Annotated in this window: 20 protein-coding genes; 2 read left to right on the forward strand and 18 right to left on the reverse strand. The window is 41.3% G+C overall.

Annotated features, from left to right (window positions below; translation table 11 throughout):
* Positions 1 to 18: 18 nt before the first annotated feature.
* The 17 genes from ACE4RR_RS15805 to ACE4RR_RS15885 all read right to left on the reverse strand — a co-directional run bounded on the left by ACE4RR_RS15805 (position 19) and on the right by ACE4RR_RS15885 (position 15,937).
* Positions 19 to 402, reverse strand: coding sequence for a hypothetical protein (locus tag ACE4RR_RS15805; RefSeq protein WP_375536398.1), 384 nt, complete (start codon positions 400 to 402; stop codon positions 19 to 21).
* Between the two features lie 103 nt (positions 403 to 505).
* Positions 506 to 700 (reverse strand): hypothetical protein, encoded by a 195-nt coding sequence (locus ACE4RR_RS15810; RefSeq protein WP_375536399.1) that lies wholly within the window; start codon positions 698 to 700, stop codon positions 506 to 508.
* Between the two features lie 83 nt (positions 701 to 783).
* Entirely contained in the window at positions 784 to 2,088 is a 1,305-nt protein-coding gene (locus ACE4RR_RS15815) for a lysine N(6)-hydroxylase/L-ornithine N(5)-oxygenase family protein (RefSeq protein ID WP_375536400.1), read from the reverse strand.
* Positions 2,089 to 2,167: 79 nt separating this feature from the next.
* Positions 2,168 to 3,472, reverse strand: coding sequence for a Na+/H+ antiporter family protein (locus ACE4RR_RS15820; RefSeq protein WP_375536401.1), 1,305 nt, complete (start codon positions 3,470 to 3,472; stop codon positions 2,168 to 2,170).
* A 91-nt stretch (positions 3,473 to 3,563) separates the two neighbouring features.
* Positions 3,564 to 3,791: a hypothetical protein gene (locus ACE4RR_RS15825; protein ID WP_375536402.1), complete on the reverse strand. Its 228-nt coding sequence runs from the start codon at positions 3,789 to 3,791 to the stop codon at positions 3,564 to 3,566.
* A gap of 67 nt (positions 3,792 to 3,858) precedes the next feature.
* Entirely contained in the window at positions 3,859 to 4,617 is a 759-nt protein-coding gene (locus ACE4RR_RS15830) for a TspO/MBR family protein (RefSeq protein WP_375536403.1), read from the reverse strand.
* A gap of 12 nt (positions 4,618 to 4,629) precedes the next feature.
* Positions 4,630 to 5,265: a thiamine diphosphokinase gene (locus tag ACE4RR_RS15835; protein ID WP_375536404.1), complete on the reverse strand. Its 636-nt coding sequence runs from the start codon at positions 5,263 to 5,265 to the stop codon at positions 4,630 to 4,632.
* Positions 5,266 to 5,292: 27 nt separating this feature from the next.
* Complete coding sequence (locus ACE4RR_RS15840) at positions 5,293 to 6,654, reverse strand: MATE family efflux transporter (protein WP_375536405.1); 1,362 nt, start codon at positions 6,652 to 6,654, stop codon at positions 5,293 to 5,295.
* Between the two features lie 23 nt (positions 6,655 to 6,677).
* A complete protein-coding gene (locus ACE4RR_RS15845; RefSeq protein WP_375536406.1) occupies positions 6,678 to 8,390 on the reverse strand; it encodes a M20/M25/M40 family metallo-hydrolase in 1,713 nt (570 codons plus the stop codon).
* Positions 8,391 to 8,813: 423 nt separating this feature from the next.
* Positions 8,814 to 9,272 (reverse strand): precorrin-2 dehydrogenase/sirohydrochlorin ferrochelatase family protein, encoded by a 459-nt coding sequence (locus ACE4RR_RS15850; protein ID WP_375536407.1) that lies wholly within the window; start codon positions 9,270 to 9,272, stop codon positions 8,814 to 8,816.
* Positions 9,265 to 10,035 carry a sirohydrochlorin chelatase gene (locus ACE4RR_RS15855; RefSeq protein ID WP_375536408.1) on the reverse strand — a complete coding sequence of 257 codons (771 nt, stop codon included), beginning with the start codon at positions 10,033 to 10,035 and terminating at the stop codon, positions 9,265 to 9,267. The genes ACE4RR_RS15850 and ACE4RR_RS15855 overlap by 8 nt, the downstream gene beginning before the upstream one ends.
* 20 nt (positions 10,036 to 10,055) lie before the next feature.
* A complete protein-coding gene (cobA, locus tag ACE4RR_RS15860) occupies positions 10,056 to 11,498 on the reverse strand; it encodes a uroporphyrinogen-III C-methyltransferase (RefSeq protein ID WP_375536409.1) in 1,443 nt (480 codons plus the stop codon).
* A 36-nt stretch (positions 11,499 to 11,534) separates the two neighbouring features.
* Entirely contained in the window at positions 11,535 to 11,783 is a 249-nt protein-coding gene (locus ACE4RR_RS15865; protein ID WP_375536410.1) for a DUF3906 family protein, read from the reverse strand.
* Entirely contained in the window at positions 11,780 to 13,414 is a 1,635-nt protein-coding gene (locus ACE4RR_RS15870; RefSeq protein WP_375536411.1) for a nitrite/sulfite reductase, read from the reverse strand. Before ACE4RR_RS15870 ends, ACE4RR_RS15865 begins: the two co-directional genes overlap by 4 nt.
* A gap of 22 nt (positions 13,415 to 13,436) precedes the next feature.
* Positions 13,437 to 14,039: an adenylyl-sulfate kinase gene (gene cysC / locus ACE4RR_RS15875; protein WP_375536412.1), complete on the reverse strand. Its 603-nt coding sequence runs from the start codon at positions 14,037 to 14,039 to the stop codon at positions 13,437 to 13,439.
* Positions 14,040 to 14,069: 30 nt separating this feature from the next.
* On the reverse strand, positions 14,070 to 15,203 hold the full coding sequence (gene sat, locus ACE4RR_RS15880; protein WP_375536413.1) for a sulfate adenylyltransferase: 1,134 nt from the start codon (positions 15,201 to 15,203) through the stop codon (positions 14,070 to 14,072).
* A 26-nt stretch (positions 15,204 to 15,229) separates the two neighbouring features.
* Positions 15,230 to 15,937, reverse strand: coding sequence for a phosphoadenylyl-sulfate reductase (locus ACE4RR_RS15885; RefSeq protein WP_375536414.1), 708 nt, complete (start codon positions 15,935 to 15,937; stop codon positions 15,230 to 15,232).
* A 299-nt stretch (positions 15,938 to 16,236) separates the two neighbouring features.
* Between ACE4RR_RS15885 and lplA the strand changes: the two genes are divergently transcribed.
* Both lplA and mreBH read left to right on the forward strand, forming a co-directional pair.
* Complete coding sequence (gene lplA / locus ACE4RR_RS15890) at positions 16,237 to 17,229, forward strand: lipoate--protein ligase (RefSeq protein ID WP_375536415.1); 993 nt, start codon at positions 16,237 to 16,239, stop codon at positions 17,227 to 17,229.
* Positions 17,230 to 17,527: 298 nt separating this feature from the next.
* Positions 17,528 to 18,535 (forward strand): rod-share determining protein MreBH, encoded by a 1,008-nt coding sequence (gene mreBH, locus ACE4RR_RS15895; protein ID WP_375536416.1) that lies wholly within the window; start codon positions 17,528 to 17,530, stop codon positions 18,533 to 18,535.
* Positions 18,536 to 18,902: 367 nt separating this feature from the next.
* Here mreBH and msrA read toward each other — a convergent pair whose 3' ends face one another.
* Entirely contained in the window at positions 18,903 to 20,033 is a 1,131-nt protein-coding gene (gene msrA, locus ACE4RR_RS15900) for a peptide-methionine (S)-S-oxide reductase MsrA (protein WP_375536417.1), read from the reverse strand.
* Between the last annotated feature and the right edge of the window lie 327 nt (positions 20,034 to 20,360).

Genomic DNA, 20,360 nt, shown 5'->3' on the forward strand with positions numbered 1-20,360 from the left:
AGTAGCACTTCCTTTTTATTACTTTTTATAATTTCTCTTTTTTAAATAAATCACATTGCTATTTTTGTTTGTTATATAAGGTTTTAGAAAAGCTCGAAACAAGGGGGATAATAAAATATAAACAGTAATTATGACAGGCAGAGGATATACATAAGCGATTAAAGAAAATTGAACCCACCCGTATTCTTGTATTGCGTTCAACGCCATTCCATGAAACACAATCGATGCAGTTCCATAGATCATCAGGCTGAACATAATGTTCACGCCGTGAAAAACGAGTCGCGGTTGAATCGCAGAGGCATCTTTTTCAAGCATCCACTGCATGCAGATAGTCACAATCATAGCACAAAAACAAAAAAATCCCGGAAGAAAGAAGGCTGCTAAAATCTCATACCATTTCAACGCCATGCCCTCCTCTCAGGTGGAGCTCTTTCTTCTTATTTTACAAAAAATTAAACAGAAAACAAAAAAAAGACCCCTGAATCAGGGGCCAGTTCTAATTTCCTTACTCTTCTTCTGCGGGATCTTCTTCCATCTCTTGGTCAAAATCCTTCTCTTCCTGCATATCCTGCTCTTCTTCCATTTCCATATCTTCTTCACCTGGGTCTTCTACAGGCTCGTCTCCCGCTCCACCGCATGCAGTGAGCATACCTACAGCTAATACCCCGGCCAATGCGGAAAAAAGAAATTTTTTGTTCATAGTTTACTCCCTTTCTGTTACCTAGAAATTTTATTAAATAGTTCCTGTTTTCCATTATGCGCATTGTGCCGTGGGATTATTCGCTAATCCTTTTTAGGTTGAAATTGTTGAAAAATAACATCTTTTTGAAGAGGATATACATCATGTCCACTGATATCATTGATAATCGTTTGATTCCGAAGAACCGATAATGCTAAATTTGTGGCGGCTGTCGCATGGGAATGATCGAGACCTGTCAGCATATAAATACGATGCGGACGATGCTTCTTAAATTCAAGCCGGTATTTTTCATTTACTTTATAGTGAGACTCGTTCTCCCACTCGATCAGCGGCTTAAATTTATTTAACCATTCTGGAACTCCTGGTTTATAACCAGTTGCAAGCACTACTTTATTCGAATGGTGCCTAAAGTTTTCCCCGGACTGCCATTGTATAAAGCTTATCTCGTAATTTTTTCCTTTTTGTTCCACATCCTGCAGCTCGGTCATGGCCTGTAAGATCACTTTAGGGTCTTCACGTTCAACAGAGCGGTGATATAGCAGGTCGTAAATATTAATTAATGTATCCTGTTCAATTCCTTTCCGGCCTTGATCTAATGCAGGCAGGGCATCCATTCTTTTTTCAAAATCCAGTCCACGGAAGTAACGAACGTAATCTGGAGAAAAGACTTCTCTGGCAAGCTTTGCAGATTCACTCTGGAAGAATTGATTTGATCGTGTCATCCATGCCAAAGAGTAATCAAAATACTTTTGATCCTGTAATAAATCAAGAAAAATTTCTGCCGCACTTTGACCTGAGCCAACGATGGTGATACTTTCCGAATCCTTTAAGTCATTTTGCTTGTAAGCATAGGAACTTGTATGAATAATGTCATCGTTTAATTTCTCTTCTATCCCTGGGGGAAATAGTGGTGTGCTTCCTGTTCCAATTACGATATGCTTCGCAAATATAACATTTCTTTCTTTGTTTTCGACATTCTGGATAACGATTTCATAACAGCCTTTTTCCGGATGGTCAATCACGTCTATCACACGGCTTCCGAAATTGCATGAAGGGAGCTGAGATGCAACCCAGCGAGTGTACGAATTATATTCCCTTCTTGGGATGTTCATTTTTTTATAAAAATAAAATTGAAAAAGCCGATTATGCTTATGTAAATAATTTAAAACGGTGTAAGGACTTGTGGGGTCAGCAAAGGTCACTAAATCCGCAAGAAATGAAGAATTCAGCACAGTTCCTTCGAGAAGCATTCCAGGGTGCCATTGAAATTCTGTATTTTGTTCAAAAAAGATTGCCTCTAAGTCTTCCAATGGTTCGATAAGTGCAGCAAGCCCAAGATTAAACGGACCTATACCGATCCCAGCCATGTCATATATTTTCTTTTCCATTGCTATCGTCCTTTCTCATACTGTTTATCTGTTCCCTTTTTCTGAAAAACAAACACTCTCCTCCTGGAGAGTGTTTGCATTATAATATCATAACAGCTAACAAACCGAATAAAAATAAGGGTATATTGTAGTGAAGGAAAGTAGGGACACACGTATCCCAGATGTGATGATGACGTCCGTCAGCATTTAATCCTGCAGTTGGCCCTAATGTACTATCTGATGCTGGGGAACCTGCATCCCCCATTGCTCCTGCGGTTCCTATGAGAGCCGCTGTCGCAAGTGGAGAAAAACCCACACTCATGCAGAACGGAACGAATAATGCAGCAAGAATAGGGACTGTGCCAAAGGATGTACCAATTCCCATCGTTATCACAAGGCCGGTAAGCAGCATCAATGCTGCCGTTAATATACCCGGTGCTCCTGCCGATCCTATCGCTGCCCCCACAAGATCATCTACTGCTCCAGTTTCCTTTAAAATATTGGCAAAGCCCGAAGAAATGAGCATCACAAACGCAATCATTCCCATCATCTTAATGCCGTCATTCACCATTTCATCTCCATGTCGAAAAGGAACTACCCTGGCAGCAGACAGGAGGATAATACCGGTTAACGCACCGAAAATCAGAGAATTCATGGAGAGCTGGACAACCAATGCTCCCAACATTGCTATGACTGTAAAAGTATGCTGGGAAGTAAATCCGGATAATTCGTCATTGTTTTTAGGACTGTTTTCTTTTATGGATGATTTACCAAAAATTTCTCTCGGTTTCCGGTACGTTATAAACACTGCAATCAGCAGACCGGCGATCATTCCAAGGCCGGGTATGAGCAGTGCTTTCCACATATCGGTTACGGGCAGGTCCATTCCACTCGCTTCCATTTCTTCTGCAATGGTATTATGAAAAATAAAGCCATATCCGACCGGAACCATAACATAAGGAGCTTTTAAGCCAAAAGTTAATGAGGAAGCCACTGCCCTTCGATCAATTCTCATCTCATCAAATAATCGAAGAAGGGGAGGAATTAATATTGGAATAAATGCAATATGTACCGGTATAGCATTCTGCGATAGACATGCTGCCCCTGCGATCGTCATAAGCAGCAGCCCGCGCCTGCCTTTAAGCACTTTCATTAATGTCCTTACCAATACAGAAGTGATACCTGAGTAACCAATCATCACAGCGAATACACCGAGAAGAATATAGCTGAGTGCCGTTTCAGCCTGTCCGCCCATCCCTGCTATCAGAATTTTAAGTGATTCTGTCAGAGACAACCCCGCGGTAACTCCGGCTGCTAAACCGGCTGCAAGAATGGCCAGCACTACGTTTACGCCAATCAGGCTGAGCACTACCATGAGTAAGACAGATATAATAACTGTAACCATAAAAATACCCCTTTACCATTTTAGCTCTGCGCCAAAATAAAGTATAAGGGGTACCTTCAATGAAAGCAATAACAAATTTCTACATTTCAGACTATAGTTTTTCTCTACGGCTGGTGTCCGTATTGTCTAATGGATCTTTTGGTTTTTTTTCACCTTCTTCTAGATATTCATCCTGATCGAATAGACCTTTAATCTGGCCTGCTGACATTTCTTCTTCGTCTGAATCCTGAAGTTCTGTAATATAGTTATATACTTCTTCTGTCTGCTCCTCAGTTAAATGATCAATCATGCTGCGGACTTCCTCTTTTGTAACTGCCATTTAACTCCTCTCCTTTTCATATAATATCGATCAAAAGAGTTATTCTTTCAAATAAATATTCCCGCCCCTAGAAGCTGTTAATCGTTCTTTTTTTTCGGAAACGAGCCAATACAAAAATAAGTAATAGGAAGGAAGCAGCCGCGGCAGACCAGCCGACCAGCGGTGCCTCTTCTACCCTACCGATAAATATGCCGAAAAGCGCCCAAACAAATACTAATGGAAACGTCTGATCATTCATTTTCCGCATGAACAAGATTGAAGCATAGATCACACCGCATATCACAAAAGCAGTCCATAGTTCTCCTGAAAAAAGAAATTCATTTATGCCATTTGTTACAAAAAAAACACCTATATTTACTACGAGAGCCACAGAGACCCATCCTAAATACACAGAAACGGGAAAGCGCAGTAAAAAGGACCGCTCTTCCAGAGCTGTTATTCTGGAATATAAAATAAAGAGCGAGATCCATAACCCCATCATCGCGAATATGGTCAAATTAAACCTTTCATAATGAAAAAGAAACAGCCAGCTTACGTTAAAAAATGAACTTATCGCAAACCAATAACCTGCTTTGGCATATATATGTTCTTCTGTAGGCTTTGCCAAAAATTGCTTTGCCGTCCAAAGAAAGAATAGAAAATATATTACACCCCAGATTGAAAAAACATACCCTGCCGGTGTGAACAGCACAGGCAGTCTATCGGATATTTCACCGGTCGTCTGCCCATTAATAGGGAGCGTATTTGCCAGACTATTCACAATCAGAACAGTGAGGAAGGCAGCAGTATTTGTGATTTTTAGACGAGTGGACTGGCGGGTAAGCATCGAAAGCCCCCTTTATTGGTCACTGCTTTGTATAACTAGCAGCCGTCCCTTCTTAACGAAAACAGCTGCTGTTTTTTCAATCATTTTGTTACTTACTCCGAGTGAAGAACTTCTTTTTAGTGTTGCATTTTCGAGCGGGTAATAAAACCCTTTAATCGACACTCCTTCAACAATTTCAGACAAAGGCAGAAGTGAAACGTACGGATAGGAATTTGCATTAATATTTAAAGAACTATCAGTAAGCTGAATAATATTTGTATTATTTTGCAGCTCTAGTCTCAACCCAAGCTCTAGAGCGCGCTCTAATAAAAAGATATTCGTGAGGGAGTGATCAAATCTAGAGCCGAGAGCGCCGAATGCTAAAACTTTCGAAAAAGGCAGGCCAGCTGCCGCCTCAAGCCCCAATTCCATATCAGATTGGTTTTTATTAACAGCGTCACATTGCATTACTTGTTTACTGTTCTCCTGGATTGTTATTAATTCTTCTTTAGATACAGAATCAAAATCACCAAGAGCAATATCAGGATAAAAGCCGTTCATAATCAGTCTGTGTGCTCCTCGATCGACTCCAATTAGTATGTCTGTATCGTTTACTACTTTATACGCTTCACTCTCTATCGTACCGCCGCCAAACAATAAAGTTTTCATAGTAGCTCCTTCATATTTGCATAGTCATTACCCATAAGCCGAGCTTTTCAGAGCATCCGCCTGGACTTTCCGAAGTCGGAAATAGAGCGTAGAAGCTACAGCAGCGAGTGCTGTAATTATCCCAATCCAATATCCGAGAGGTCCAAAGTCTGTGAACGAAGCAAGTCCATATCCCAGCGGAAGACCGATTATCCAAAATGAAACAAATGCATACAGAAAAGGCACATTCACATCTTTATAGCCCCTTAGAACTCCCTGGATGGGAGTGGCAACCGCATCAGACATTTGAAAAAAGATGGCATAAATAAGAAATACCCTCATCCATTCTGCTACTTCCTCATTCGATGTATAAAGAACCGTCACTGGACTTCTCAGGAAATAGATCAGCACCGAAGCAATCACACCCAGCCCAAAGGCTGTGAGCATACCCAGCCTGGCATATTGTTTTGCATGCTGAATTCTTTCTGCGCCAGCTTCAAAGCCAACGACGATTGTTAAAGCAAAGGCAATACTTAGAGGAAGCATGTATAACAGAGATGCAAAATTAATAGCTGCCTGATGAGCTGCTATCACCTCTGTACTAAATTCACTCATTAACAGGGTAATTGCAGCAAATATACTAGTTTCAAAAAATATAGTACAGCCTATCGGCAGGCCGATTAATAATATTTCTTTCCAAGCTGTAAATGACACACGCTGTCTCAAGCGGAATATACGGAAAGATCGGAATGGTTTTACTTTAATCGTATAATACATTGCAATACCAAGAATAAACCAGTAAGTTACAGCAGAGGCATAGCCAGCACCTATTCCCCCGAGCTCTGGAAAACCAAATTTGCCAAAGATCAATAAATAATTCATGGCCACATTTACCGGCAAAGCGAGCAGTGTGACAATCATCGTTACTCTCGTCTGACCAAGTGAATCTATAAATCCTCGAAGTGCCTGCTGGAAAAATAACGCAGGAATTCCAAAAGCCATACCGATCAAATAATGTTTTGCGATGAATTGAACATCTGTTTCAAGACTCATTATTTCTAAAACAGGATTTAGAATAGCCGCTCCCGCGATCAGAACCAATACTGATAGCGCTATGGAAAGATAAACTCCCTGCAAAACTTTAAAGGGAACTTTATCTTTTTCCCCAGCTCCGATATGCTGAGAAAGAATTGGAGTCATCGCCATCATGACACCGCCCAGCCCAGTAAATACAGGAAGCCAGATGCTTGACCCTATTGCTACTCCTGCCAATTCCTTTGCCCCTGCTCTTCCTGACATCATGGTGTCAAACATATTCATGCCGTACATTCCTATTTGTGTAGCTAATATCGGAAGCATGACATGTATAAATAATTTAAGTTTTTCGCTTGTAGTTGATGTCGGATACATAATTTCCTCCGCAGATTACTTACTCAAGAATGTAAGATTTTTTTTGTTAACGAATAAATCATGTCCGGAAGCGTATCGAAACTATAAGGTTTATATAGGCGCTCTGTATGTTTATGGGCATCTTTTCCATATACCCCAATATTTACGGAAGGAATATTCAATCCCCGAATCATTTCAAGAGGAACTGTCTCAACAAAATCTTTATCCGGTATGTTTCCTTTAATATGCTCGAGTACAGAGCTTCCTTCTTTCAGAGTTAAAAAGCTGCTGTCCGATAAAAATGGAAAGAATCGTCTCGTTTGAAACTTTAAACCGCTCTTTTTTTCGGTATCTATTAACGTTTCGTGCAGAAGTTTTACAATTTGCTTATCTGCTTCACTTTTGCTGTTGAGATAATTGTGAGGAATAAAGGGCGGAGCCAGAAATAAAATAACAAGCGGCTTTTTATCCTCTACTAAGTTATAAAGAGCTTCAACTAGTTCAAAGCAAAGCTCGCGTTTATCCGTAGTATTCGATAATTCTTTTACTTGGTTCCATACTTTTCCAATATCGATGTTTTTCTTTTTAAGGGTGACAGACAATTCTTGCAACGTTTTAACTTCACATTTCCAGTCAGCATCAGAATCAGCTGAAGTTTTTGTCCGCTTGTTAAACAGTCTGTATTGTTTTTCCATATATTGCTCCACAGTGCTGCAGGCTGCTTCAGCCTCTGATTTAAGAAGCTCGATCGCTTCGTCCGGGTTTTTTTCATACAAGAAATAATTAAAATACATTCTGCTGCTAAGAGGTGTTTGGACATTATAAGCCTCCTTTGTATCCCGTTGATAGAGACATGTCGGAGGTAAAACATATTCTCCTTTTATTTTTTCAGTTAAGTTCATATTACTGCTGATTCTTCTGTTAATTTCTGAGGAAATCAACACAGGATTCAGCCCCTTTAGTGATTCGCCCACATGAACCGGATTTCCGAATATCGCAAAGCATGGTAGAATTTTGCCGGCAGAGCCGGTGTAAACATAATGATATGGATCATCTTTAAATAAGGCAGTTGTATAATCATTGTTAATAGCAAGCTTGTACTGATAACCATGCATTTCCTGCAGCCTTGTAAGTTCATGCACCGCCGTCATTATTCCTGTATGATCATTTTCTTCATCCGGGTTGAGCAGCAGCAGAATATTACCGCTCCAATCAGTGAGTTCGCGGCTGAATTCAAGAAGATTCAGCAGATGTACGGCAATTCCACTCTTCATATCGACTGATCCCCTGCCAAATAACCAGTTCCCACTTCGTGCCTCTTTTTGCAGAGTTTGATCGGAATCATGTTTAAAATACCCCGTTAATCGTTCTGAATTAAACGCCGAATCTTTCCAGGAACCATAATCATTTATACCAACCGTATCATAATGAGCATGGTAAAGAATCGTTTTTTTTGAAGGAGCTTTTTTCCCGCGAAGTACGGCAAATATATTTTTTCTCTGAAGTGTATCTCCAGGGATAGGTTGTTCCCAGATGAGTTCCGGGTATTTTTTATATATAGGAAACTCTCGTAGAAAAGCATATAAATAATCTGCAATATCCTTCTCCCCGGTGGAACACGTAATACTTGGTATCTCCATCAAGGTTTTCGTAATTAATTCCAGCTGAATCGGTTTTGTAAGAGTTCTAAGCTTTTCATAGAGCTGCTGCGGGGTTAATATACCACGCGTTTGAGTGAACTTATAAATGTCAGTCATGGGCTTCCCTCCGTACTTTTCGAAATGCGAAGCTTTCCTTCTCATTATGTATTTCCGAGAGCTATCATGCAATAAATGAAATAACCTGGCTTGTCTTGACCGGCATCAAATACAAAAAGGAGCTGTATCATAAATGATACTCGCCCCTTTTACATGGTAAAAAAAGCAGTGGACAAGTCCTTCGCTTTCCGTGGGCAGCGCTTCAGCTAACCGGGCAAAACCCGCGCCCGGCGGAAAGCGAAGCGTTTTGACGGAGCATATTATGAAAACTCATAGGTAAACAACCAGGGGCAGTATCAAAAGGTTATAAACAGTTGACGTTCTCCCAAAAAATAATCCCGTATCACTATAAAAGTGGTACGGGATTACTTGTTTTAGTGTGATTTTAATCAACAGAGCGGGTACTGAATTTTTATGAACCCTTTAAGTATTTAACCATTCTGGCAATTGAGAGGAAATTTTTTGTTTCAGCTTTTTGGCAAGTGCAGGGTTCCTTCCATTCGTTGAGACTGCAATATGAACCTCCCTGCTCTCAATGGTAGCAGGAAACGCTATATTACCAATAGAAGGGTTATCCGCTCCATTTACGAGCTGGTTCTCCCGTGCAGCTGCTTCGATCACTGCTTGTGCCTGTTTATCTCCTGAAGCAGAAACAATAATAAAAGCGTCCTCAAAATATTCTCTCCGGCAGATGTCTTTAATCCAAACGATGGATTCCTTCTCATAAAGAGAAAACAGATCCTGATGGAGATCTGGAGCCACTACTATCACTTCTGCCTGGGCAGATAAAAGCTTTTCAGCTTTTCGAAGTGCAATTGTTCCTCCCCCTATGATGACCGCTTTCTTCTTTTCGATAGTCATATAAACAGGGAAATCAAACATTGGGCTCTGCTCCAGGAAATAATAGAGGAGCATTTGCGGCTTCTTGTGTTTTCTGCTTAAGAACCTCACACAGCTGCTCATCATAGCCGAGAAAATCGCAGAGCTTTATAGGAGCAGAACTATGGTTATTTTTTTTCTTAATGGCATCTTCCATCTCTTTCATTAATATTCCTGTGAAAAGTAGATATGGAAGTACATAGACTACTTCAGCCCTGCTTGTGGTCATCCGCTCCAGACCTTCATCGAATGAAGGAGCAGCTGCAGCAAGAAATGCTTTTTGGACATGCTCTGCACCGGTTTTTCTACGAAGGGCCTCCCGCATTTTATCAAAGTCTGCCAGTGCATCTTCATCACTGCTGCCTCTGCCGACCAGCAGAATATCAGCTTTTTGTGAGGCATCCCAGCCTTGTGAAGCGAGACGCTGCTCTAGTACATCCAATACTTTCTCATGAAGCCCAAATGGATCTCCGTAATGAATCGGCAGTTCCGGATATTTTTGCTGTACCCTAGCCAGTTCATCAGGAATATCCTTTTTAATATGCCCCGCTGCAAGAAGCAGTACAGGTGACACTACTAAAGAATTCGCCCCCTGCTGCACGCAGGTATCTGCCCCTTTAATAATATCCGGTTCTGCCAGCTCAAGGAAGCAGGTCTCCTGAATGGTATGGGGCATACGTTTCTTCACTTGATCTACAAAGTATTGTAATTGCTCATTTCCTTTTTTTACCCTGCTGCCATGTCCCACATATAAGATGGCTTGCATGTACATCCCTCCTTGATGAATTACAACACCATTTCCGGAGTTTGATAAAGGTATTGCAGAAGCTTTTCAGCATTCGGTTCTGCAAGCACAGCATTCACACTTATTCCAGCTGCTTGGGCGGCCTTCCTGCTTTTCGTTCCGTAGCAGATTACTGATTTACTGCGGAACCATTCCACCGGCTCAATATTATGCTGTTTCAGCTCTATTTCAGCATTTTTAACAGCCTTCGCACACGGAAACACAACCGTATTAATTACATTATCCGTAATGAGTCGTCCGAGAGTATTTTCAGTCAGCTTTCGTTTTTTTACTTCGTGACTGATCCAGAAATTGTAGGAGGTATTCTTTTTAGTAAGACTGTCCTCCTCTCCCACTTCCAGAACTTTCTCTCCGCTCATTTCTTTATTTGAAAAAATACCAAGTGATTCAAGCTGCGTTTGCACTCTCTTTGTTTTACCGACAAAGTCAGCCGTAATTGATCTAATATCAATACGCTTCTTTTTTAAAGCTTCAAAAAAGAAGTCGACACTTTCAGGAGAGGTGAAGATAATTTTATTAAAGGAGGATAAATTGGCAGGAAGCGGATGCTCAGAGCTGATTACTTCAAAGCGAGGTGCCTCAATTACTTCTGCACCGTCTATCTTTAACTTTTCTGCAATGGTACTGCGTGATGAAGCTGTTTTTACTAACCACACATACTTTCCGTGAAGCGGCCTGCTTTCGAACCACGCAAGCTGGCTATTTAACCCTGCTACGTCTCCAACGAGAGTGATCGCCGGATTTTGTACCTTTTCTTTCTGGGCTTCATGATTGATTGCAGCAAGAGTTCCTTTAACTGTTCGCTGCCGCCCTGTCGTAGCCCATTCAATAATAATTACCGGGGTCTCCGCAGCTTTCCCATGTTTTAATAGGTTCTCAGCAATTAACGGCAGGTTTTTGACTCCCATGTAAAAAGCAATAGTGTCTACACCTTTCGCAAGGGATTTCCAGTCTGGGGATGGCTGCCCCTCCTCAGTTTTTCTGTGTCCAGTGACCGCTGCAAAGCTTCCGGAGTAATCTCTATGCGTTATAGGCACCCCGGCGTATAATGGGGCGGCCATACCGGCTGTAATGCCAGGTACAATTTCATAGAAAATACCGTGCTCTTTCAGCGCAGCTGCTTCCTCGCCGACTCTGCCGAACATACCGGGGTCTCCGCCTTTCAGTCTGACTACGCTGCATCCCTGTTTTGCTTTATCCACCATAATTTGCTGGATTGCATCCTGACGTAGGTGATGTCTATCAGGAAGCTTGCCGCAATAAATTCGCTCGGCGTCCTCCCGCGCATATTCAAGCAATAAGGGATTTACTAAACGATCATATAAAATCACATCAGCTTTTTTAATAAGCGAAAGACCTTTTACTGTAATAAGTCCTTCGTCCCCTGGTCCTGCACCTACTAAAAAGACACTGCCTGCCGCCATAAACGGCACCTCATTTCTCGTATTCTTGGTGAAACGTCATTTGCCCTGGAAGTTATTATTTTCCAGGGCAGTTTGAACGGGATCTTCTGCAAAGACAAAAGCTGCCCCTGCTTTAATGCTGCGTTTTTGTGTGATGCATAAGTTTTCAATGACAGGTAATCGCAAAAAGCTTTTTTCCACTTCCACTTCTGCCAGTTCAAATGCTTTTTCCTCAGATTCTGCAGCAACAGCAACATAGACTACACCATAATCTTTTGTTTCTGCTTCAATCCGATATAAATTCATGCGCCCTGCTCCTGGCGTGATGCAAGGACCGCGTCGAGTTTTTCTTGAAGAGCGGTGAGACCGGTACGCTCTACATATGCAAAGAATGTCTCGCTGTCTTCCTTTTGCTCATCAAAATGAATTAATAATTCCTTAACTACCTCAGGTAAAATTTCTGCGTCAATTTTTCCCTTCAGCTTTTTATTGAATTGCGCGACACCTTTCTCTAATGTCCCTCCAACGTGTAATTCAAACGCATCGATCATCTGTTTATCTTTCGTGCGCATTTTCATTCCCTGAAAGCCTATGTCAGCAATCTGACGCTGGCCGCAGGAATTAGGACAGCCGACCATATGAAGCCGGACTGGAACGTCGAGTGAAATTTCATTATCAAGGTACTCTGCAACTCTGCGCATTCTTTCTTTAGTTTCTACAACTGCGAGGTTACAATACTCTATTCCCGTACAGGAAACAGAATAGGCCATAAAGTTATCCGGCTCTGTTGTAATTCTTTCAAATAGGTGCTCATTCAGCATCTCATCTGTTTTATTATTTGGCACACCCGGAATGATTAGATTCTGAGAATTGCAAGTTCTTACTTCTCCGCTGCCATACTTCCTTGCGATTCTTGCAAGCTCAAACCATTCTGCAGAGTCCATTCTTCCAACAGGAACATTAAAGCCCACATAGCTTAATCCTTCCTGTTTTTGTGGATGTACACCGTAAAAATAACCACCGTTCCAATCCTCCGTTTTATCGATCCCTTTAGAAGGAAGTTCTCCAGTGTATTCAATAAGCTTTTGGAGAAACGCTTCCGCACCCCAGTCAGCAACTAAAAACTTCAGTCTTGCACGATGGCGCTTCTGGCGGTAGCCAAAGTCACGGAAAATGGTTGCTACTGCAATGGCCACATCCTTTACTCTTTCAGGACGCACAAAAGCATCAATTTCTTCTGCCAGATAAGGTTTAGCCGAAAGTCCGCCTCCTACCTTAACATGGAAACCTATGATTTCTTCTCCATCAATTTCTTTTACAGCAGGAGTAAAAGCAAGACAGTTTATCATATCATGGCCGGCATTATGGATATTGGAAGAAATAGATGTTTTAAATTTTCTAGGTAAGTTCGAAAAATCAGGGTTTCTCTGAAAAAATTGAAATACATCTTCAACAATTTCTCTCGTATCCATTAATTCATCCGGATCAATTCCTGCCAATGGATTACCGACTATCGTTCTTGGGATATCACCACAGGCTCCGACAGAAGACAAGCCGACTTTCTCAAGTCGGTTAAAAATATCAGGGAGCTGTTCTATTTCCAGCCAATGAAATTGTATCGCCTGGCGTGTAGTGATATCAATCACACCGCGGCCGTAGTCTCTGCCGATGGAAGCTAGAGCTTCTATCTGATCATTCGTGATAATACCTGATGGAATATTTACACGCATCATAAAGTACCCATCTTCTTTAGGACGCTGCAGGTACAGACCTGCCCATTTAAATGTCGGCCAGTCTTCCTTTGGAATTGAATCAAAACCGTTGGCTGCATAATACTCTATGTCATTTAAAATATCTAAACCGTCCCGGTCGAGCTTTCTCAATTCATCCTTATTTAACTGGTCCGGATTCTCGGCCCACGTTTTTTTATAAGCCATAACTTCCCCTCCTGTCGGACTGCTAGAGCAGTCCTTTTTCACGGAGCTGCTCCAGTATAGCGTCAGCAGCCTTTTCTATATTGTACTCCTCTGTGTCAATTACAATTTCAGGAGCTTCCGGTTCCTCGTAAGGAGAGCTGATTCCAGTAAACTCAGGAATTTCTCCTTTACGGGCTTTTTGATATAAGCCTTTAGGGTCACGCTGCTCACAAGTATCCAGGCTGCATTTTACGTAAACTTCAAAGAATTCTCCGTCGTTCAAAAGATTACGCACCTGCGCTCTGTCTTCTTTGTATGGAGATATAAATGCAGTACTCACAATCGTGCCTGCATCAACGAAAAGCTTTGCTACCTCTCCAATTCTGCGAATATTTTCCTGGCGGTCCTCCGGTGAAAATCCGAGATCCTTATTTAATCCATGACGGACATTATCCCCATCAAGCACATAGGTTAATCGATCTTCTTCAAACAGTTTGCGGGACACTGCATTGGCAAGAGTAGACTTTCCTGAGCCGGACAGACCTGTGAACCACAGGACAAAACTTTCGTGCCCTAATCTTTTGGACCGTTCTTTCCTTGAAACTGAAGCATCATGCCATACAATATTTTTCTCTGTTGTACTCATTAATGTTTACCGCCTTTCCTACTGTGAAATCTATTGTTTCATACCTTTAATTAATACTTCAATAACTTCCGGCCGGCTGAATTCTTTAGGCGGGCGTTCCCCGTTCGTAAGCATTGCCCTTACCTTAGTACCGGAAAGAACAACGTGCTCTTTTTTATCACAAGGGCATGTCTTAGCTGTTGCCATGTTTTCACACTTTTTGCAGTAAAAACTGTGTTCAAAAAACAATGGCTTAATTCCGAGCTCCTTATCACTGAACTGATGAAAAATCTTCTGCGCATCATACGTTCCATAATAATCACCTACACCTGCATGATCGCGCCCTACTATAAAGTGAGTGCAGCCGTAATTCTTTCTCACCATGGCGTGGAATATTGCTTCTCTAGGACCTGCATAACGCATTGCAGCCGGAAAAACTGCCAGGAAAGTACGGTTGGAGGGGTAATAATTCTTTAATATCACTTCGTAGCTTTCCATACGAACATCTGCTGGAATGTCGTCAGCTTTTGTGGCGCCAACCAGCGGATTTAAAAATAACCCGTCTACCGTTTCTAATGCTGTTTTTTGAATATATTCATGAGCACGGTGAACCGGGTTTCTGGTCTGAAATCCTACTACTGTATCCCAGCCTCTCTCTTTGAATGATTCCCGGGTTTCAACAGGATCTAAATAATAGGAATCAAATTGATCATGCGGAATTTCTTTTACGAGAGTAATCTCTCCCGCTGCATAAGTATCAGCACGATCATACAGTTTTTTCACTCCAGGATGTTTATCTTCGGTCGTCTGATATACGTTTTGTGCTTCTTTTTCTTTATCAGGAGAATATAATTCCTCAATGCGGATAAAGCCGTATACAATACCATTATATTCAAGGTTAGCTTCCTCTCCAGCCTGGAGGGCTTCCGCTTCCTGTTCAGATACAGGAAGCGTGATAGGAATGCTCCATATCGTGCCGTCGGCCAGTCTGGTATTCTCGACTACTGAATTGTAATCCTTTTGGTTCAAAAACCCTGTTAGAGGGCTGAAAGCACCATTTGCGATTAACTCTAAATCTGAAACAGAAATATCATCAAGTACAATTGACTTGTTTATATGACTTGTATCTGCTCCTATTTGTTTTTGGTTTACTAATTTTCCACCATGAGGCGTACTGAGACTCATCTACAATCTTTCCTTTCAGGATTCAATTATTTGTGCAAACCACATTCCGTTTTACCACTTGCTGCCCAGCGGCCGCTGCGGAGATCTTCTCCCTCAAGTACGGCCTGTGTACACTGCATACATCCGATACTTGGATAATTTTGGTCATGCAGAGGGTTATAAGGCAGGTTGAATGTCTCAATATAGAGCCAGACATCGTCCCATGTCCAATGAATTAATGGGCATATCTTGATAGAGGAGAAACGCTTATCTTCATTTACAAATTGAGTATTTCTTCTGGTCAGAGACTGTTCCCGACGCAGACCTGAAAGCCACGCGCTGTATTGATTTAATATTTTTTCAAGAGGTATCAGCTTTCGGATCTGACAGCATTTATCCGGATCCGTTTCCCACAGCTTTTCGCCTTCTTGTTCTGCCTGCTGCTGTGGAGTAAGCTCTGGTTCCTGCATAATGATATTCAAACTCGGATAACGCTCTTTAATTTTTTCAATCAATTCGTAAGTTTCTTTAAAATGAAATCCTGTATCAAGAAATACGATATCGGCATCTGGCCGCACTTTACTTATTAAGTCTATCAGAACTACGCCTTCAGCTCCAAAACTGCACGCATAGACAAGGTCATCGCCGTATTCATTATACCCCCAACGTATTACATCAAGCGCGTCTCTGCCGGTCAATTCAATATTATTAATTTTTTCCAGTTCTTCTGAATCAAAGGTTTTATGGGTAAGCAAACCAATTTCCTCCTTTTAAATCCAATTCCTTCTGCATAAACGCTTTACTATTTTTAGAAGAAATGATTTGTTCCTTACGGATTAATTCATAGTATGCTTATCAACATTATAAGTTTACTTGTTATTCGTTATTTTAGAGAGAATAAGGAAAAAAGTCAATAAAAATAAAACATTTACCTAAATATCAAGGTCCAGCGTGTTCCCCGCTGTAATTTTTATAATTTCATAACCAATCAATGACTGTTCATTCTGAATAGTTGTGTCATAATAAATGTAATAGTGTCTAGGAGGGCTGCACGATGAAATTTATTGATAATGAAGGAATTACCGATCCACGAATTAATTTAGCAATTGAGCAATTCGCCCTTAGCAGCATGGACCTTAATAAGGAAGATACATATCTTCTTTTTTATATTAACGAACCGTCTATTATAATAGGAAAAAACCAAAACACAATTGAAGAAATAAATGTGAATTACGTTGAATCAAACGATATTCATGTTGTCCGCCGAATATCGGGGGGAGGAGCAGTTTATCATGATTTCGGCAATTTAAATTTCAGCTTCCTTACAAAAGACGACGGCAGCAGCTTTCACAATTTCAAAAAATTTACGAGGCCGGTTATTGAAGCTTTGAATGATCTGGGTGTTCCGGCAGAACTTTCCGGGAGAAATGATATCCAGGCCGGCGGAAAAAAAATTTCCGGAAACGCCCAGTTTTCATCAAAATCCAGAATGTTCAGTCATGGCACCCTGATGTTCAATTCAGAAATAGAAAATGTAGTGTCAGCCCTGAATGTAAAAGATGAAAAAATCCGCTCTAAAGGAATTAAATCGATTCGGAGCAGAGTTGGAAATATTAATGAATTTTTAGAAGAAAAGCTCACGATGAAGGAATTTAAAAAACACCTCCTTAATCACATTTTCCAATCAGAAGAGGTGCCGATTTACAAACTTTCTAGTGAAGATTGGATAAAAATTCACGCAATTGCAGAAGAACGCTACAAAAACTGGGACTGGAATTATGGAAAATCTCCTGAGTTTGATATTCAACGTTCCAAGAAATTTGATGCAGGTATTATAGATATCCGCTTTAACGTAAATAAAGGCAGGATTGTAGAGTGTAAAATCTTTGGAGATTTTTTTGGTACAAAGGATGTGTCGGAGCTTGAAAAGGCATTATCAGGCATCAAGTGCGATTCCGTTCACATCCAGGAAGCCCTGTCTGCCTTTGAAATAAAAGATTACTTTGGTCCTGTAAAACAAGAATATATTGTCGAATTATTGTACTAGTCCATAAATACTCAGCTGCTTTCTTTGGTTACAACCATGTTATTCTTCTAACTAATTCTTCATTTTTGTCACAATATAATCATTATTCACGACTTATGAATCAATAAATTAATAATTTTTTGCAGGAACTTTAATTTAATCTTGTAATTTTAATTAAATATGAATCTTTGTATCTGGTTAATTAGGTCTTATTATTAAATAGGGTTGATTTTTCTGGGATTTTCGACCCTTACTGGTCAGCTCCTGGACGTATACAATGGCGCTTAGGAAGAATTTTCGATAAAAAAGGGTGAACATTATGTTATCAAATACAGAAATAGGAATTGATTTAGGAACCGCTAATATACTCGTGTATACAAAAGAAAAAGGAATAGTACTGAACGAACCATCGGTCGTTGCTCTGAACACAGAGACTGGAGAAGTGCTGGCAGTTGGAACAGAGGCTAAGGAAATGGTTGGGAAGACTCCTGGTAAAATAGTGGCTATGCGGCCCTTAAAGCAGGGAGTTATTGCTGATTATGACGTGACTTCTACCCTACTTCGCCATATTATGAAAAAAGTAAGCAGAAATGTAGGTTTTTCGATTCGAAAGCCGAAGGTTGTTGTCTGCACTCCATGTGGGTCAACCTCTGTAGAAAGACGAGCGATCCGCGACTCCGTCATGAGCTGCGGTGCAAAAGAAGTACATTTGATTGAAGAACCGGTGGCTGCTGCTATTGGCGCTGACCTTCCAGTGGATGAACCAATTGCTAACGTCATTGTTGATATCGGCGGAGGCACCACAGAGGTAGGAATTATTTCTTACGGTGGGGTTGTGTCTTCCCAGTCAGTACGCAGAGGTGGAGATGACCTGGACGATGATATCGTTCATTATGTCCGGAAAACATATAATGTCTTAATTGGTGAAAGAACAGGAGAAAATACAAAAATTGAAATTGGCAACGCCCATCCGGATCATGTAGAATCAACTATGGAAATCCGCGGAAGGGATCTTGTAACAGGTCTGCCTAAAACTATTACTTTAAGCTCCAAAGAAATTCATGGTGCAATTGCTGAATCGCTTGAACAGATACTCGAAGCAATTAGAGCTACTCTCGAAAGCTGCCCTCCTGAACTAAGCGGAGATATCGTTGACCAGGGAATTATATTAACAGGTGGAGGCTCACTTCTAAATGGGATGCAGCAATGGCTGAGCGAGCAGATTATCGTTCCCGTTCACCTCGCTCCAAATCCACTGGAAGCTGTAGCAATGGGCACCGGAAAATCTTTAAAAATAATTGACAAGCTACAAAAAGCATCTGTATAAAGACCTGTATTCGTCTTAAATAAAAATACACCCCCGCCTCCTTTTGTAAACAATAAAAGGGACGGGGATATTTGTTTAGATCGGATGGATGTGCCGTCTTCCTCAATTGGCGATTGATTATGAGCGAAAAGCCAGGTCGGCTGGATGGATGCGGACAGAAGTGCCGTTATTTTTTCAAATTGTGCTTTTTTTAAGTACGCTATTTACTGGAATAGCGGGAAATTTGGTTTGTTTTACGACCATTAACGGAACACACGTCCGGCAAAGTTATAAAATCCGGCTTTATATTATAAATAGTGGAACCAGTGTCCGTAGATCAGGTCGTACCAGATCGGCAGAATATTTCACTAAGAGCCTGCCGCTGTTATTATTCAAACTGTTCCTCGTACTCCGAATAGCCCTTCTCCTCCAATTCATTCACTGGAATAAAATCCATGGCTGCCGAATTCATGCAGTATCTTAGGCCGGTCGGCTCGGGCCCATCTTCGAAGACATGTCCGAGATGAGAGTCAGCATTTTTGCTGCGCACCTCAACTCTGACCCCAAACAACCCATCGTCTTCTTTTAATACAATGTTGGAGGACTCTAAAGGTTTTGTAAAACTCGGCCAGCCTGTTCCAGAATCGAACTGATCCTCTGAACTAAACAATGGTTCTCCGGAGACGATATCTACATAGATGCCTTCTTCTTTATTATCGTGGTATTCATTATTAAAGGCTTCTTCTGTGTCATCCTCCTGTGTCACACTATACTGAAGCTCTGTCAATTCATCCAGGCGGGCTTCTTTATTAAAATCCTTAAATCCAGCACTGCTATCTTCAACTTTATATTCCCGGTCATCTCCCCATACCTTGTCAAGATAGTCATCTCGCCCGGACTGACCGCGGTAATAGCTGTATCTTCCTTCATTTTTTTTGTAATAATCCTGATGGTAATCCTCTGCCTGATAGAATTTCTCGAAATCCTCTATCGGTGTGACTATTTCGGAATCAAACCTTTCAGATTCCTCCATATTCTGCAGTGATTTTTCGGCTTGTTTCTTTTGGTTTTCATCATGAACAAATATAGCTGATGTGTATTGATGCCCGCGGTCTACAAACATTCCTTCATTGTCCGTAGGGTCGATTTGTCTCCAGAATACTTCCAGTAGCTCGCCATACGTGATTTGCTCTGGATTGTAAATAATCTGCACAGCTTCCACGTGTCCGGTTTCTCCGGCAGCTACTTCTTCATATACCGGATCTTCCTCCTGGCCGCCTGTATAGCCTGAAACTGCTTCTACTACTCCTGGAAGCTTCTCGAAAGGGGGCTCCATGCACCAGAAGCAGCCACCCGCGAAAGTGGCTTTTTCATAATTTTCACTTTGGTTTTCTGATAACAGCTGCTTTGTCCCTCTAGCATCATCATACTCTTTACTCGCAAAACTGGAGTATGTCAGCCATACAGCCGCCACAGCCATGATCGGAACGAGCACAAATATCCACCGTTTCCACCGCATTTTGGAGCCACCTCTTTCTCCTGGAATAAAGCGTTTTCACTTAATTTTATTATACAGGACATTTCTTCGTATTTCATGAAAACTGTTTCCTAATGCAGACTGATGTAACAAAAGTACGCGTCCAAAGATCCACACTTTGAATAAAGATGTGGATCTCCCATACTAACTTCATAATTGTTAATTGTAGAAAAATCCGCGAGATTCCTATGGGACCAGCGTCGGCCGAAGATCATCCGGTGATTTTCCCGAGGAGCTGAGGCGGCGCCCATGGAAAGCAAGCGGTTATTTTTCGAAATCATCAATAAAAGATAACAGAGTATCTATTGA

Source organism: Alteribacillus sp. HJP-4 (assembly GCF_042139015.1).
Classification (GTDB): domain Bacteria; phylum Bacillota; class Bacilli; order Bacillales; family Marinococcaceae; genus JBHIKY01.